The organism is Idiomarina piscisalsi, assembly GCF_003987095.1.
In the GTDB taxonomy this organism is placed as follows: domain Bacteria; phylum Pseudomonadota; class Gammaproteobacteria; order Enterobacterales; family Alteromonadaceae; genus Idiomarina; species Idiomarina piscisalsi.
In genome coordinates, this window is the sequence record NZ_PIQA01000001.1 from 852,386 (window position 1) to 868,627 (window position 16,242).

The 16,242-nt window shown below is 47.2% G+C and carries 16 protein-coding genes and 2 tRNA genes; 10 read left to right on the forward strand and 8 right to left on the reverse strand.

The annotated features are described in order from the left end of the window. Nucleotides 1–19: 19 nt before the first annotated feature. Nucleotides 20–1,426 carry a glutamate--tRNA ligase gene (gene gltX, locus CWI73_RS04280; RefSeq protein ID WP_126751689.1) on the reverse strand — a complete coding sequence of 469 codons (1,407 nt, stop codon included), beginning with the start codon at nt 1,424–1,426 and terminating at the stop codon, nt 20–22. A 193-nt stretch (nt 1,427–1,619) separates the two neighbouring features. Here gltX and CWI73_RS04285 point away from each other — a divergent pair. Beyond that, nucleotides 1,620–1,695: transfer RNA gene (locus tag CWI73_RS04285), tRNA-Val, on the forward strand. A 36-nt stretch (nt 1,696–1,731) separates the two neighbouring features. Continuing rightward, a tRNA-Val gene (locus CWI73_RS04290) sits at nt 1,732–1,807 on the forward strand. Between the two features lie 5 nt (nt 1,808–1,812). Here CWI73_RS04290 and CWI73_RS04295 read toward each other — a convergent pair. Next, nucleotides 1,813–2,682, reverse strand: coding sequence for a LysR family transcriptional regulator (locus tag CWI73_RS04295; RefSeq protein ID WP_126751690.1), 870 nt, complete (start codon nt 2,680–2,682; stop codon nt 1,813–1,815). 131 nt (nt 2,683–2,813) lie between these two features. Between CWI73_RS04295 and CWI73_RS04300 the strand changes: the two genes are divergently transcribed. From CWI73_RS04300 to CWI73_RS04310, 3 genes are all read left to right on the forward strand, one after another. Next, entirely contained in the window at nt 2,814–3,932 is a 1,119-nt protein-coding gene (locus CWI73_RS04300; RefSeq protein ID WP_126751691.1) for an S-(hydroxymethyl)glutathione dehydrogenase/class III alcohol dehydrogenase, read from the forward strand. 11 nt (nt 3,933–3,943) lie between these two features. Continuing rightward, a complete protein-coding gene (fghA, locus tag CWI73_RS04305) occupies nt 3,944–4,780 on the forward strand; it encodes an S-formylglutathione hydrolase (protein ID WP_126751692.1) in 837 nt (278 codons plus the stop codon). A 109-nt stretch (nt 4,781–4,889) separates the two neighbouring features. After that, nucleotides 4,890–6,170 carry an acetyl-CoA hydrolase/transferase family protein gene (locus tag CWI73_RS04310; RefSeq protein WP_126751693.1) on the forward strand — a complete coding sequence of 427 codons (1,281 nt, stop codon included), beginning with the start codon at nt 4,890–4,892 and terminating at the stop codon, nt 6,168–6,170. A 38-nt stretch (nt 6,171–6,208) separates the two neighbouring features. Here the strand turns inward: CWI73_RS04310 and CWI73_RS04315 are convergent, their stop codons facing one another. Continuing rightward, nucleotides 6,209–7,204: a porin gene (locus tag CWI73_RS04315; protein ID WP_126751694.1), complete on the reverse strand. Its 996-nt coding sequence runs from the start codon at nt 7,202–7,204 to the stop codon at nt 6,209–6,211. Nucleotides 7,205–7,305: 101 nt separating this feature from the next. Between CWI73_RS04315 and CWI73_RS04320 the strand changes: the two genes are divergently transcribed. The 4 genes from CWI73_RS04320 (at nt 7,306) to CWI73_RS04335 (ending at nt 10,038) form a co-directional block, all read left to right on the forward strand. Next, entirely contained in the window at nt 7,306–7,965 is a 660-nt protein-coding gene (locus CWI73_RS04320; RefSeq protein ID WP_126751695.1) for a c-type cytochrome, read from the forward strand. A 10-nt stretch (nt 7,966–7,975) separates the two neighbouring features. Further along, a complete protein-coding gene (locus CWI73_RS04325) occupies nt 7,976–8,965 on the forward strand; it encodes a c-type cytochrome (RefSeq protein WP_126751696.1) in 990 nt (329 codons plus the stop codon). Between the two features lie 63 nt (nt 8,966–9,028). After that, complete coding sequence (locus CWI73_RS04330) at nt 9,029–9,718, forward strand: aspartate/glutamate racemase family protein (RefSeq protein ID WP_126751697.1); 690 nt, start codon at nt 9,029–9,031, stop codon at nt 9,716–9,718. A 98-nt stretch (nt 9,719–9,816) separates the two neighbouring features. Then, nucleotides 9,817–10,038, forward strand: coding sequence for a TM2 domain-containing protein (locus tag CWI73_RS04335; protein ID WP_126751698.1), 222 nt, complete (start codon nt 9,817–9,819; stop codon nt 10,036–10,038). A 44-nt stretch (nt 10,039–10,082) separates the two neighbouring features. Here CWI73_RS04335 and CWI73_RS04340 read toward each other — a convergent pair whose 3' ends face one another. Further along, on the reverse strand, nt 10,083–10,976 hold the full coding sequence (locus CWI73_RS04340) for a LysR substrate-binding domain-containing protein (RefSeq protein WP_126751699.1): 894 nt from the start codon (nt 10,974–10,976) through the stop codon (nt 10,083–10,085). A gap of 102 nt (nt 10,977–11,078) precedes the next feature. On the opposite strand from CWI73_RS04340, the gene CWI73_RS04345 reads away from it, so the two are divergent. Beyond that, nucleotides 11,079–11,942 carry a DMT family transporter gene (locus CWI73_RS04345; RefSeq protein WP_126751700.1) on the forward strand — a complete coding sequence of 288 codons (864 nt, stop codon included), beginning with the start codon at nt 11,079–11,081 and terminating at the stop codon, nt 11,940–11,942. Here CWI73_RS04345 and CWI73_RS04350 read toward each other — a convergent pair. The 4 genes from CWI73_RS04350 to CWI73_RS04365 form a co-directional block, all read right to left on the reverse strand. Continuing rightward, the gene (locus CWI73_RS04350) at nt 11,939–12,472 is read right to left on the reverse strand and encodes a DUF2919 family protein (RefSeq protein WP_126751701.1); all 534 of its coding nucleotides are present in this window, start codon (nt 12,470–12,472) and stop codon (nt 11,939–11,941) included. The two genes, CWI73_RS04345 and CWI73_RS04350, sit on opposite strands and share 4 nt — an antisense overlap. Next, a complete protein-coding gene (locus CWI73_RS04355; protein WP_126751702.1) occupies nt 12,402–12,620 on the reverse strand; it encodes a DUF2061 domain-containing protein in 219 nt (72 codons plus the stop codon). The genes CWI73_RS04350 and CWI73_RS04355 overlap by 71 nt, the downstream gene beginning before the upstream one ends. Nucleotides 12,621–12,728: 108 nt before the next feature. Next, a complete protein-coding gene (gene uvrB / locus CWI73_RS04360; RefSeq protein ID WP_126751703.1) occupies nt 12,729–14,762 on the reverse strand; it encodes an excinuclease ABC subunit UvrB in 2,034 nt (677 codons plus the stop codon). Continuing rightward, nucleotides 14,755–16,113, reverse strand: a complete 1,359-nt coding sequence (locus CWI73_RS04365) for an MATE family efflux transporter (protein WP_126751704.1) — start codon at nt 16,111–16,113, stop codon at nt 14,755–14,757. Before CWI73_RS04365 ends, uvrB begins: the two co-directional genes overlap by 8 nt. Between the last annotated feature and the right edge of the window lie 129 nt (nt 16,114–16,242).

A 16,242-nucleotide genomic window follows, 5' to 3' on the forward strand; every position in this document is an offset into this window, starting at 1 on the left:
AGGTCGTTTTAACGCTCTATTACGCGCTCTCACGCTTAGCTATAAATTCTAAAGCAAGGTCAATTCGCGCCAAAACGGTTTTTTGGGGTATTAATTCAAGGGTTTCACCTAACGAAGGAGAGTTACCTCCACCGGTAGCAGCTACCCTTAAAGGCATACCTACTTTGCCCATACCCACATCCAGGTCAGCAGCGGTTTGATTAATAGCGGCTTGGATATTATCAGCATTCCAGTCGTTCACTGCTCCAAGCAGTTCTTTTGCCTTTAATAAAGGCTCTTTCGCTACCGGACGTAAATGCTTCTTCGCCGCCTTCTCTTCAAATTCGTCTACTGATTCGTAGAAATAACGACTAATGGCAGCCATTTCTTTCAGAGTTTTCACTCGGTCGGCCTGCAACGCAACCACTTTCTCAAGAGCAGGCCCGTGACTGGTATCCACACCGATTTGGTCAAACTGCCATTGCAACTGTGGAGCCACTTTTTCAGCCGGTAACGTTTTCATATAATGCTGATTTAGCCAGTTAAGTTTTTCGGTATTAAACGCTGACGCGGCTTTATTAACATCATCCAGCTTAAAATACTCGATAAGCTCATCAACACTGAAAATTTCCTGATCGCCATGTGACCAGCCTAAACGCGCTAAATAGTTAATAACCGCTTCAGGTACGTAACCATCATCTCTATATTGCATTACGCTAACTGCGCCATGGCGTTTCGACAGTTTCTTACCATCATCGCCTAGAATCATCGACACGTGAGCATATTCAGGTACGGGCGCGCCTAAGGCCTTTAAGATATTAATCTGGCGCGGGGTGTTATTAATGTGGTCTTCGCCGCGCACCACATGAGTAATTTCCATGTCCCAATCATCAACAACCACACAGAAGTTATAGGTTGGCGTACCGTCGGTACGGGCAATGATCAAATCATCCAGCTCGGTATTAGCGAATTCAATACGGCCACGAATGTGATCATCGAAAACCACACTGCCCTCTTGCGGGTTACGAAAGCGAATAACGTATTTATCACCGCCAACATTCGGGTTGTCACGGCAATGTCCGTCATAACGAGGCTTTTCTCCCGCTGCCATTTGCTCTTCACGCATTTTCTCTAAGCGCTCAGCCGAGCAATAACATTTATAAGCTTTGTCTTCTTCCAACAGCTTATCAATAAGCTCTTTATAGCGGTCAAAACGTTGAGTCTGGTAATACGGACCACGATCCCAGTTTAATCCAAGCCACTCCATACCTTCTAAAATTGCGTCAATGGCAGGCTGTGTTGAGCGTTCGCGGTCTGTGTCTTCAATACGTAATACGAACTCGCCGCCTTGCGCTTTTGCAACTAACCAAGAATATAAAGCGGTACGAGCACCGCCGACATGCAAATAACCTGTAGGACTGGGAGCAAAACGCGTTACCACACTCATGTTTCTTCCTTTCTGTTAAACCGGTCAAAAATAATGGCGGCAAGTTTATCAAGACTGAGCGCTCAGCGCATCTGCTAATCGAAATGATTAAAATGTCAGCAAACGATACAAAGTTCGCAATTTTTATTTGACAGTTTTCATCTGATCCCTATAATGCCTCCTCGCAACGACGCAGAAGTGTCACAGTGAGAATGGTTGCTTAGCTCAGTTGGGAGAGCATCGCCCTTACAAGGCGAGGGTCACTGGTTCAAGCCCAGTAGCAACCACCACTTCTCTTCTTCCCCTTAGTTGCAGACCTTCAGGATGGTTGCTTAGCTCAGTTGGGAGAGCATCGCCCTTACAAGGCGAGGGTCACTGGTTCGAGCCCAGTAGCAACCACCATTTTTTTACTTCAGATTTTCCAGTAAATAATCTAAAAGCACCCTGACTTTAGGAATGACCTGTCTGTTTTCCGGGTACAATGCCCAAATACCGTCATCCGCTTGCCTATAATCTGCTAATACTTCTTTAAGCTGACCACTTGCCAAGGCATCTGTGACGTAATAATCCGGTAACATCGCCAGGCCTAAGCCTTTTATCGCGGCATCTCTAAGCGCCAAGCCGTTGTTACAATGCAAATAAAGCTCTGGCCGGTAAGTTTCTGAGCGCCCGTCCACCTCAAACCGCCATTGTTTGACGGTACCGGTAAAGCACTTATGCGCATCAAGATCATTAACGCTGTTAGGCTCACCAACACGTTCAAAATAGCTCGGAGAACCCACGACATAATGACGTCGGCTACCAAGCTTACGCGCTCTGAGTCTTGGGTTGCCCAACTGTCCAAGTCGAATAGCGACGTCATAACTGCCTTCAATCAGGTCGACCTGATCATTCGTGAGTTGCAAATCCAGACGGCAGTCTTCATAAACTTGCAGAAAATCATTTAAAAGCGGGGCTATAAAACGTTCACCATAATAAACGGGAGCGGTAATTCTAATAAGTCCCTGAGGTTGTTGTGTGCGCTGTTGAATGGCCTGATCAGCGTCTCTCAGGCTGGCGACTAAATGCTGGCAATGCGGCAGGTATAGCTTCCCTTCTTCTGTTAAGCTGACACTGCGGGTCGACCGATATAGCAGTTGCATACGCAGTCGACTCTCCAACGCTGCGATATTCCGACTGACCTGCGCGACAGAGAGCCCAAGCTCTTGCGCTGCTGCGGTAAAGCTCTGCCGTTCAGCGACAGCGGCAAACTCACTAATTCCCTGCCAAGCTTTCATATTAACCTATTATTTCATTTACGAAAAAGTAATTTGTATAAACATAAGATTACCTGCTTATGAGAAAAAGTTAAACTTAAGCTACGCTATTACGTAATCTAGTTAACTCTTTAAAAGAAAAAGGAAGTATCATGGAAACAATAAAGTCACGCGCTATGGTTGCCTGGGGGCCGGGCGAACCATTGAAAGAAGAAATTATTGATGTTGCGCCACCCAAAAAAGGTGAAGTACGCGTTCGTATTATTGCCACCGGTGTCTGCCACACTGACGCTTACACATTGTCAGGTAAAGATCCTGAAGGCATTTTCCCGTCAGTATTAGGCCACGAAGGTGGTGGCATTGTTGAATCTGTCGGCGAAGGCGTCACTTCAGTTGAAGTCGGTGACCATGTCATTCCTTTATACACCGCAGAATGTGGTGAATGTAAGTTCTGTACCTCGGGTAAAACCAACCTGTGTCAGGCGGTTCGAGCCACCCAGGGTAAGGGCTTAATGCCGGACGGCACCAGCCGTTTCTCTAAAGACGGCGAGACTATTTATCACTACATGGGTACGTCGACTTTCTCTGAATACACCGTTCTACCAGAGATTTCACTGGCGAAAATTCCAAAAGAAGCACCGCTTGAAAAAGTGTGTCTGCTTGGCTGTGGTGTCACCACCGGCATGGGTGCGGTTAAAAACACCGCCAAAGTGCAGGAAGGCGACACAGTTGCGGTATTCGGTCTGGGCGGCATTGGCCTGGCGGTTATTATCGGCGCGGTACAAGCTAAAGCTTCACGCATTATTGCCATTGACGTGAACGACGACAAAAAAGCGATTGCTCAAGAGTTGGGCGCGACTGACTTTGTGAACCCAACCGAATATGACAAACCCATTCAGGAAGTCATTGTTGATATGACCGACGGTGGCGTCGACTTCTCATTTGAGTGTATTGGTAACGTTGATGTTATGCGCGCGGCACTTGAATGCTGCCATAAAGGCTGGGGTGAATCTGTCATTATTGGTGTTGCCGGTGCCGGTGAAGAAATTTCCACCCGTCCGTTCCAGCTGGTTACTGGTCGCGTATGGCGTGGCAGTGCCTTTGGTGGCGTTAAAGGCCGTACTGAACTGCCTGACTATGTTCAACAATACATGGACGGTAAGTTTGACCTGGATACCTTTATTACCCATACCATGCCGTTAGAAGACATTAATAAAGCGTTCGACCTAATGCACGAAGGCAAGTCGATTCGCTCGGTCATTCATTATTAATGGAGCCAGTGATGAAACAAATTAGCGAAACTCGCTGTTTTGGCGGTCGTCAGCTGCGTTTTGAACATGACTCTGAAGTACTGAACTGCACTATGCAGTTCAGTGTCTTTTTGCCATTACGCGCAGAGAAAACAGAGGTTCCGGCGGTTTATTTTCTATCGGGCTTAACCTGCACTGATGAAAATTTTTCCACCAAAGCCGGCGCACAGCGGGTAGCCACAGAGTTGGGTATTGCCTTAATTATTCCCGATACCAGCCCGCGTGGAGACAATGTAGCCGACGATGCAGACGGCGCTTACGACTTAGGTTTAGGTGCAGGCTTTTACGTCAACGCGACTGAAGAGCCGTGGAAGTCGAATTATCAAATGTACGACTACATTGTGAAAGAGTTGCCGGAATTAGTCGAAGCCGAGCTGCCGGTTAATGACAAGCGGGCTATTGCAGGTCATTCCATGGGCGGACACGGAGCTTTAGTTATTGGCTTACGTAACAGTGACCGCTACACCAGTATTTCGGCATTCTCGCCGATTACCAACCCAACACAATGCCCCTGGGGCGAAAAAGCCTTTAGTGCTTACTTGGGCGATGATCGCGAACAATGGAAGCAATACGATGCTGTTGAGCTCATTAAATCTAAAGGGCAGACACTTCCGATTCGAGTTGATCAGGGCTTAGCTGACGGATTTTTAGAAGAGCAGTTAAAACCGGAGAACTTAAAAGACGCCATTAGCGAAGTTAACGGCGGCGGTACTGTTCATTTACATGACGGTTATGACCACAGCTATTACTTCATCTCGTCATTTATCGAAGCTCAGCTTCGCTTCCATGCGAAGTACCTAACCGCCTAACAAATCCCCAAAAGCCCAGTAGGTATCACTTACTGGGTAAATACCCTCACACGTAAAGCGGTTATACTTCTGATCTCGCTCAATACTTCTCGCTAAAAAGGAAGCCGTAATGAAAGTTAATTCAGCTGCAGAGGCGCTCTCTATTATTAACGATGGTGATGTTATTTGGTGTCAGTCAATGGCGGCAACGCCATACAAACTGCTGGAAGGCCTGAAAGAGGTCGCAAAGCAACGAAAAGATCTGACATTACTGCAGCTCCACACAGAATACAGCGAAATACTCTGCGACCCAGAGCTTAAAGGACACCTTCGCCAACGTGCTTTCTTTGTCGGCGCCTCAACCCGGCAGGCCGTTAATCAGGGACTCGCCGACTATGTCCCGATTTTCCTGTCTGAAATTCCCAAGTTATTTCGCTCAGGCGAACAGCCACTGGATGCCGCTATCATTCAGGTGTCACCGCCGGATAAACACGGTAATTGCAGTTTAGGTATTTCAGTAGAAGCAACCCGGGCGGCGCTGCAAGTGGCAAAAAAAGTGGTTGCCTGGATAAACCCTAATATGCCTCGGACGCATGGCGACGCGCTAGTTTCCTTAAAACGATTTGATCGCTACTTTGAAGAATCGGCTCCTATTCCAATTCACAACCAGCCACCGCAAAACCCCATTACACAAAAAATTGGTGAGCGCGTTGCGGGCCTTATTGATGACGGCGACTGTTTGCAAATGGGTATTGGCGCCATACCCGATGCGACGCTAGCGTGTCTGCATCATCATAGAGACTTGGGCATTCACACCGAAATGTTCTCTGACGGGGTATTGCCCTTAGTTGAGCGTGGCGTCATAAACAATAGCCGTAAGCGTAAGCACCGTGGCCGCATTGTCACCACTTTTGCGATGGGTTCTCAGGCACTTTATGACTTTGTTGATGACAACCAGGAAGTGTTTTTCCTCGATGTTGAGTACACCAATGACACCTCGGTTATTCGCCAAAATAAGCAAGTTATGTCCATAAACAGCGCCCTTCAGGTCGACCTGAGTGGACAAGTCTGTGCCGACTCTATTGGCACTAGAATATACTCCGGCGTCGGTGGTCAAATGGACTTTGTGCGCGGTGCCAGCTTGTCGGAAGGTGGTCGCTCAGTGATTGCTCTGCCCTCAACGGCTTGTGGCGGAACGGTGTCTCGTATTAGCTCTTTGCTTGCTCCGGGTGCTGGCGTGGTCACTACGCGCGCCCATGTGCACTACATTGTCACCGAACATGGCGTCGCTAACTTACGCGCTAAAAGCATGAGCGAACGAGCGCGCGAGCTGATTCATATTGCCGACCCAAAATTCCGAGAGGAGCTTGCAAAAGCGGCTTATGACGACTGGGGATTGAACATCAGTTAGCCTACAAGCGGCCTTAGCTAAACTAAGGCCGCTTTTCATTAAAAGTTCCACATACTCCACAGACCCAGCTCATTTGACTCTCTATCGAAGCTGACACTGCTTTCCTCTATCCGCTTACCCACAACAGCTAAAGTCAGATAAGGCGAGACTTTCCAGTCCCAGCCAATCTGTACATAGTCTTTTTCATAACTCGGATTTAAACGGCGACTTGGCTTCGTTGTATCATAGCGCACGAACACAGAGTGCTTGGGTGCATAACGATAACTCGCCCAGCTTCCCCAACCGCTTTTCGCATCTTCCACCGGACTGGCTACCTGCGCCCAGTTATTGTTATGAACGTACTCAACGCCGAGACGCATCTTTTTAATTTGATAATTAATGGATGCATTAAAACGCTCTGCGGTATTCATCTTTGGAGCGTCGTCTTTGTCCTGCGTGCGAGCTCCACGATAACCGCCAACAGCAATATCCAGTCCCGGAGCGACATGCAACGCAGCGTAGGCTTCTACATCGACCGAGTCTCCCACTCTTGGTTTTTTAAAGCCACCACCGGTTACAACAGAGACAGCATAACTAACGCCATCGCTTTTATTCGTGTAATGAACACCTAAGTCAGTGGGACCCGCAAACTGATTCATTGGCGTCAGGCTTGGGTCGACATAGCGGTAACCTACTTTACGAGCAATGTAATCAATCCAGGGCAAAGGCGCGACGCCTAGCTGCAAAAGCTGGCCATTCGGCAGTTTACGTTGTACATAAGCGTGACGGAACCAGACGTCAGTCGGATCTTGTTGACGACGCCACTGAACATCCGTTGTTACTACAGCACTCCATTTGTCATTAAATTGGTGACTGAAGTCGAGGTAAAACCGCTTTAAGTCGAACTCCCAGCCTTCCCTGTTTGACGTTTGATCTTTTTGCTGAATATTGCTCGCATTGATAAATAACTGGCTCGATAAATTTGTTTCCGCTTGGACGGATACACTCCCCAGGCCACAAAAACACAGCGCGACTGCAATCTTCGAAGCTCTCATCATTCATTCCTTTGTTAATAACCACACTGTTAATGTGACTATAATATATTATCTGCTACTATACTAACTATCATACTCGTCATTAAATATAGGGTATTACTATGAATAATAAACAAGGATTCGTCGTAAATTGCGCGCTGGGTGCTCTATTTCTGGGAGTTTCTCTGAGCGTTTCAGCGGATGGTGACCCGGAATCGGGCCAGCAGTTATCAATGAAAGGTGACGGAAGCGGTGCCCCCTGTATGGCATGTCACGGACCTAATGGTGAAGGCAATGCGGCAGGCGCATTTCCTTATATTGCCGGCATGAATGAACAATACCTGTATCGGCAGTTAAAAGCCTATCAGACGAGCGATCGAAACAACGCGGTAATGTCTATGAACATCGATAATTTCAGCGACCAACAGCTACAAGACATCGCCGCTTATTATGCCAGTTTAGATAAACCAACAAGCACCGCAGAGAGTGCGAATTCAGGGTTAATTAAACAGGGTGAACGGTTAGTTAATGTGGGTGACTGGGATAACTACATTCCACCTTGCAGCACCTGTCACGGCCCTAATAATCGAGGCGTTGATGAAAACTTCCCAGGCATTGCGGGTCAGCACTCAAGTTATATCAAGCAGCAAATTAATGCTTGGAAAAGTGGTAACCGTAAAACCGACAAAGTTCAGCTTATGGAAGCCGTAGCAAAACGCCTAAGCGATGAGCAGATAGAAGCTGTTTCTGCTTACCTTGCTTCAATCCCAGCTGCAGAATAGGAGCTCAACTATGGATACTTCACTCAAAGTTACTTTATCTTTAATTGGAATTTCTATTGGTGGGCTGGCTATCGCGCAATCTCAGTCACCGAGCGAGGTTAAGCTACCTGAGTTTGAACAAGGTAAATATGTTCACGATGCGCCCACATTAAGCGATATTGAGAACGACCCAAACTTGCATAAAGAGCTGCGCAAAGTGATTCTTAAAGGTCGTGACATGTTCATGAACACCCAGCAGTACCGTGGTGAGTACGTATTCAACGACATGGACTGTAAGTCATGCCATATGGGCGAGGGTCGACTTCCTTGGGCAGGTCCGGTTTGGCCAGCAGCCACAACGCTTCCTGACTTTCGTGGTAAAAACCAGCACGTCAACTCGTTAGAAGAACGCATTGCCGGGTGTTTCTCATTTTCCATGAATGGTAAGCCACCTGAATATGGCAGTGACGATATGTTGGCAATGGTGGCCTACCACCAATATATGGCAAAAGGCGCAAAGGTTTACGACAGCAATATAGCCGGACGAGGCTTTAGTCATTTAGGAAAGCAAATGCCTGAAGACATTAGCTACGACGCCGGTAAACAGGTCTACGAAGAAAATTGTGCAGTGTGCCACGGCTCAAATGGTGAAGGTAAAACCGTCAACGGTGACATTGTATTTCCTCCTCTTTGGGGCGACGGCTCTTACAACTGGGGGGCCGGCATGACGCGTATTTTTACCGCCGCCTCTTTTATTCAAAATAATATGCCGTTAGGGCAGCCTGGCCGTCTAAGCGACAAAGAAGCCTGGAACGTTGCGTACTTTATTAACGCACACGAACGTCCTCAAGATCCTCGCTACACTGGCGATATAAAAGAAACCAGAGAGAAATATAAAAACTTTTATCAGTGGTCTTTATACGGACAAGAGATAAACGGCAAGATTTTGGGTGACCATGACAACACGGGTGAAAAGCCTTTCCTAAAGCCTGAGGTTCTTAAGTCCCGAACATTTGATTAAGAAATACCGAACCACAAGCTGGAGAGATGCTATAAATAAAGCATTTACCTTCAAGAGGCTTACATGAAAACAGTCGGCATTATTGGCGGTATGAGCTGGGAGTCCACCAGTACTTATTATCGGCGTTTAAATCAATTGATTAATGAGCGGTTAGGCGGTCTACACAGCGCGGAGCTCTTACTTGCCAGTGTCGACTTTGCGCCTATTGAAGAAATGCAGAGCAGGGGCGACTGGAATACCGCCGCAAGTGCCCTTGTGACTAAAGCCAGACAACTGGACAAGGCCGGGGCCGAATGTATTGTTATCGCAACCAATACAATGCATAAAGTCGCCCCTGAAATTGAGGCCGCCGTTTCCATTCCGCTTATCCATATTGTTGATGCTCTGGCCAACCATCTTAAAAAGAACGCGGTTGAACGTGCAGGGCTTTTAGGCACTCGTTTTACGATGCAACAGCCTTTTTATAAAGAGCGCCTTGAGCAGCAAGGTATTCAAGTCCTGATACCCAATGAAAGTGACAGCAAAGCAATAGACAGCATCATTTTTAAAGAGCTCTGCCACGGTCAATTTACCGATAATGCTCGGAAAAAATACCTGGAAATTATCAATGATCTATCTGACAAAGGCGCAGAAGGCGTTATTTTAGGCTGTACCGAAATCGGCTTGCTCGTCCAGCAGGAACACTCAGACATGCCGCTGTTTGACACCACTGAAGTTCACTGCCAAGCCATCGCTGATTGGATGCTAAATTAAAACTCTTGAATCCAAAAGACTTTATCTGCATATTATTAAGGTGTTAATTCCTCGTTAATTAACACCTTAGGATATAACAACAACAATTGGAGCTTTTTATGGATCCTGCAGAAGTCAGTCCGCATAGTCGCGTTGTTTTGGCGATTGTTTGCTTTTTCCTGGGTAGTTTAGGTATTCACCGCTTTGTCGTTGGCAAGGTAGGCACCGGCATTTTAATGCTTCTGACCCTGGGTTTCCTAGGCCTTTGGACGCTTATCGACTTTATCGTTATTCTGGTTGGCGGCTTCCGCGATAAGCAAGGTCGCTTGGTTAAACAATAAGCCATAAAGCCGACATAAAGCGTGCCCCGCGCACGCTTCTATTCTTACCGATTTCTGCACAGCGTCACTAGCCAGTCGCCCAATGCCTCTAAACCCGGGCTTTTTGCGGTTGATGACGGATAGACAAAATAGAAGCTGTCATCTGTACGAATACTGTGAAAAGGCAATTCAAAGAGACTATTCTTCCGTTCTTCTTCGGTGGTCATAAACTCATTTAAAAGCGCAATGCCCTGCCCGTATTTAGCCGCCTCCGCCGCTAACAACAAATGACTGAAATGATGCACTTTTGCGGTTTTAGGGAGTCGTAATGACACCTTTTCGAACCAGCGCTGCCAGTCGGTGCCAGGCTTACCGTTCGCAAAAGCTGAAATTGCCGATAACAAAGGGAAACGAGCCAATTCAACAGGCTCGGTAATGCGATGCGCTTCGGTCCAAACCGACTTAGAACAATAGGGTTTCAGTGTCTCATCGTACAAATGATAGCGTTGGTAGCCCGTACCTGGCGGTTGCGTTGTGATAAAACAATCTGCCCACTGACTGTCGAACTGACCGTCCTGAGTCAGCATTTGCAAGGTTAAATCAATATTTGGGTACCGCTCTCTAAAATCATCAAGTGCCGGGATTAACCATTTAACAGCCAATGATCCATGAATGGCCAAGCGTACTTGCCGCGTGTCATTTTCTCTCACATTGCGTGTTGCACTTTCGACTAACTCCAGCGCACCAACCACTTCTTGGAAATAGCTCTGTCCAACCGCGGTAAGCATAACGGTGCGCCCTTTGCGGACAAACAAGGGTTTATCCAAATAGGACTCTAATAATTTTACCTGATGACTGACTGCACTTTGAGAGACATGCAACTGCTCAGCAGCCCTGGAAAAGCTCTGCAAGCGGGCCACTTCCACAAAATAATGTATCGCTCGAAACGGAACACTCACTATCTAAATATCTCATATATTGATTATTTAATATCATTATATTTTATAACTTTACTCTCGTAAAATAGCCACACTTTCAAGCAGTTTAACGGAGGTGTTGGTATGGATCGTTCCCTAATATTAGCGGTATTGCTGTTGGTTCTTGGCAATAACGTGGTCATTCTGTCTGACTCTCTGATTAAGCTGCTTGACGGTTTTGAAGCGCCATTTCAATTTGTGCTGTTCCGTCAACTCAGCGCAACGCTTCTGTTATTGCCGGTCATTCTTTACTTCCGCAGACCCCTATTGCCTAAAAACCTACGTTGGCACGCAACCCGCGCGCACATATTTTTAATTGGTACAGTCTTTATGGTGGTCTCTTTAACGACGCTACCGCTGGCGACCGCTAACGCGATTTTTTACGCAGCACCATTAATTACGGTCGTTTTTGCACGCCTGCTATTTAAAGAAAGAGTAACCATTATCTCATTAGTCACAGCGGCGTTAGGCATGGTGGGTGTTATGGTTATCTTGAACCCGACCGGCGCCAATATCTTTGCGTTAGCGGCGCTGGTGGTAGCGACGACGCTGGCTCTTAACAACCTACTTATTAAGAAGCTACCGACGCAACACGGCATTATTGACACCTTATATCTGACAAACTTGCTGGGTATTCCAACCGCCCTCATACTGGCGCTGATTGAGTTTGCCCCGTTCGACTGGAATGTTCTGCTCATTGCGGTGGGCTCGAGTTTATTCTCAATGATTTATGCGGCAACCTGCGTTTATGCCTACCGCGCAGCGGACAGTAACAAGGTAACCAGTGCGGAATATACAGGGCTACTCGGGGCAGTATTTTTCGGCGTTGTTTTCTTTGCCGAGCAACCCGATATGCGTTTTTACATCGGCTCTATGTTAATTGTGGTGCCATTAACAGTACTAACCACAATGAACTCTCGTTCGAAAACACCGGGTAAAGAAGTCTAACGCTTTTCTGCTGTTGGGTCAGCAGGCTCTCTGCTGGCCAAATGCGTTCGGTAAAAGCGCCAGCGGCGAGAGTTTAATAAATACCAAATACAAATAAACCAACCGAAGACAATAGCGGCACGTCCAAACGAGAACGCGCCATAGCTCTCTACAAAAAGCCAGCCAATGAGCACTGCATCAACCAGTAAAGACAGCATCAATAACGGCTGGGCAAATCGCATGACAGCATTTGCCCAGTTGCGGTCGTCTTCAGCCGCAAAAGCGGTTGCTAAAAGCACAACTAAAGCGGGTAAGCCCACCAATAACATGACACCAAACTGCTCGGTGTTGGTATAGAAGAGTTTGAGAAGTCGAGTACGGTCTTCCGCGAAAGTGATGGAAATAATGCCAGCCACATAACCGCGCATTTGAAACAGAATGACAAGCAGGAGCGAGAGCGGGAAGCTCGCTCTGCCCTCTTTATCCAAGTAACGTGCTTTCTCGTACAGTTGTTGTCCGGCGCTTGTCTGTGCGCTGCCAGATTTTCTCATGAAAATAATAACCTACTGTATTTACTAACGGCTCTATCAGAGCAACCGCGCCCCCAAGAACCACGTCGCCTGTCATCAACCACACCACACTAAATGCGATAGCGAAGTGCATAATACCAAATGAAACTGTTTTCACTGCGTCTTTCATAAGTTCCTCCCGCATGACCTTTACTCTATTCTGGTCGATTAGGAGGTTTGTATCTAACAGATAAAACCGATAAAGCTGTTCGCTACCATCAATGTGCTTACTGGCAAATTATACAGCGCGTTTTAGCTGCTCTCGCAACTGTGCAATGTCATCTCGCAACTGCCCGGCTTTTTCAAATTCAAGGTCCTGCGCTGCTTGATACATTTGCTTTTCTTTGTTCTCTATTTCTTTTAATAGCGATTTAGTGTCTTTAATTACCACCGTGCGGGCATCATAGCCTGACGCGACTTCCGCCAGAGCTTTATCCGCTTTACTCTTACGAGCAGGCGCACTGCCCTGCCCCAAATCCATGACATCGGTAATTTTCTTATTCAAACCTTTCGGCGTTATGCCATGCTCTTTGTTAAACACAATCTGCTTTTCACGGCGGCGCTCGGTTTCATCAATCGCTCGCTGCATTGAGCCGGTAATGCGATCACCGTACAAGATAGCTTTACCGTTCACGTTACGCGCTGCCCTACCTATCGTCTGGATAAGGGAGCGATCTGAACGCAAGAAACCTTCTTTATCAGCATCCAAGATTGCCACCAGCGACACTTCCGGCATATCCAAACCTTCACGCAACAAGTTAATGCCGACCAGAACATCAAATTCGCCTAATCGTAAATCGCGAATAATTTCCATGCGCTCGACAGTATCAATATCCGAGTGTAAGTAACGAACCTTGATTCCATGCTCATCCAAATAATCGGATAAATCTTCCGCCATTTTTTTGGTGAGCGTGGTTGCTAATACCCGCTCGCCCTGCTCTGTGCGCAGACGAATCTCCGACATTAAGTCATCAACCTGGGTTGCGACCGGGCGCACTTCAATGGTTGGGTCGACCAACCCTGTCGGCCTGACAACCTGTTCAACCACCTCGTTACTGCTTCGCTCGAGCTCATATTTACCGGGCGTTGCGGATACGTAGATGGTCTGAGGTGCTATGGCCTCAAATTCGTCAAATTTTAATGGGCGGTTATCCAACGCAGACGGTAACCGGAACCCGTATTCCACCAGGTTTTCTTTACGGGAACGGTCGCCTTTGTACATAGCACCAACTTGCGAGACTGTTACGTGAGACTCGTCAATAATAAGCAAGGCATCGTCCGGTAGATAATCCATCAATGTCGGGGGCGGCTCGCCCGGTGCGCGTCCGGACAAGTAACGGGAATAGTTTTCAATGCCCGAGCAGTAGCCAAGCTCTAACATCATTTCAATATCGAACTGAGTCCGCTGGTTGATGCGCTGCTCTTCTATCAACTTATTTTGCTTCAGTAATATATCGCGACGGTCTTTCAGCTCGTCTTTAATTTTATCAATGGCTTTGACCAGTACTTCCCGAGGCGTCACATAGTGCGTCTTAGGGTAAATCGTTGCGCGGGCAACGTCTTTTTCTGTGACCTGGCCTGTCAGTGGTTCGAAGAAACTGATTCTGTCGACTTCGTTGTCAAACAACTCAACACGTACCGCCATTTCCTCCGACTCTGCCGGAAAAATATCAATGACCTCACCACGAACGCGATACGTACCACGCTCAAAAGCGGCGTCGTTACGTTTGTATTGCAGCTGGGCTAAACGACGCAAAATATCACGTTGGTCAATAATGTCGCCGCGACGCAAATGCAGCATCATTTTCATGTATGACTCAGGGTCACCCAAACCATAAATGGCCGACACTGACGCCACCAGGACAACATCCCGACGTTCCATCAACGCTTTAGTCGCCGACAAGCGCATTTGTTCTATATGATCATTAATGGAGGCATCTTTTTCAATAAAGGTATCGGTTGTTGGGACGTAAGCTTCTGGTTGATAGTAATCATAGTAAGAAACGAAGTACTCCACTGCGTTGTTCGGGAAGTACTCTTTCATTTCCCCATAAAGCTGCGCAGCGAGTGTTTTGTTATGCGCCAATATTAATGTTGGGCGCTGCGAACGCTCAATGACATTCGCCATAGTGAAGGTTTTGCCTGAGCCAGTAACCCCCAGTAAGACTTGATGAGCTAAGCCTGCATCCAGGTTGTCGAGCAAACTATCAATGGCTTTCGGCTGGTCGCCGGCTGGTTTATATTTAGAAACCAACTGAAATGACTTAGCCATGCTCCCTCCTGAGTTCTTTTGAAAACCACACGTAGGCAATGGTCGCCGTTAGCAGGTTTGCCACAACACCGCCAATAAAGAGACCAGTTAAATCCGCCAGTAAGCTGCCTAAGTACGACAAGGGCACAAACAAGATAAATAAACGGACAATGCTAAGCCATAATGCGTTCATCGGTTTATGCACCGCATTAAAACTAGAGTTTGTCAGAATAATTACGCCCTGTAGTCCATAACCCAACGGCATAATATAAATAAAGAGTTTAACAATGTCGGCCACCGCCTTTTCTTCGGCAAAAGCCATCGCTATCCAATGCGCTGTAACCAACATCAGCAAGTAAATAACAGCCTGAATAATCAGCACTGATTTTAATGCAGTACGATACGCCTGCTGCACACGATCAATTCTGTCGGCACCATAGTTTTGACTGATTAACGGCGGCAGTGACATCGATAAAGCCAATATAATAACGCTTGCCAATGACTCTAAACGCGACCCAACTCCAAACGCAGCAACGGCAGGGGCGCCATAAGCCGCAACTATGGCGGTCATCACTGACATTGCCAAGGGCGTTAACATATTCGCACCGGCTGCGGGCATACCTATTTTTAAAACCTCTCTTGCGGATTTCACCCAAGCCGCCAAGAAGTTCAGACCGTTGGCTGGCTTAAAAGACACCAGCTTATTTCGACTGAGTAACCAAAACACCAGTAACACACCGCTAAACCATGATATAACGCTAGCTAATGCTGCACCTTCAACCCCCATAGCGGGTATAGGCCCCCAGCCGAAGATTAAAATAGGATCAAAAATAGCATTCGCAAGGCCGCCGGAAGCCATTATTAATGACGGTGTCCGGGTATCTCCTGCCGCTCGTAAAACCGCGTTTCCCACCATGGGTGTCACCAACATGACACAGCCAAAGAACCACAGGCTCATATATTCACGAATTAATGGCATTAATCTGGTTTGAGCCTGAAGCAAGCTAAAGATAGGCTCCATGAGTACATAACCAATAACCGCCAGTGCAGCAACTAATAAAGCCGATACAGAGAGTGCCGAGAAACCATCAAAGTGGGCTTCTTCAGGTTTATCCGAGCCATACTTTCTGGCAATAACAGCGGAAGTGCCAATCCCCAGGCCAATGGCCAGGCTGACGACTGTAAAGGTAACGGGAAAGGTAAAACTAACGGCAGCTAAAGGATCTGTGCCCAATAAACTGATAAAGAAGGTGTCGACAACATTGAAGCTGATAAGGGTGGCCACACCGAAAATAACAGGCCAGGTCATTTCCCAAAGCTTCTGTCCTACCGGCGCGCTGATAAGACTTCGTGATGCGTCGGCAGCTGCCATTCTATTCCTCCTCAGTTAAGTAGCCCAATAGTGTAACTCAGACCGTTGTTTGTGGCTACGGAGAATAGACTTTAACCGCCCTAATCCGTATAGTATTGGGCAATTCTCCTCTATCTGAAAAACAGGATC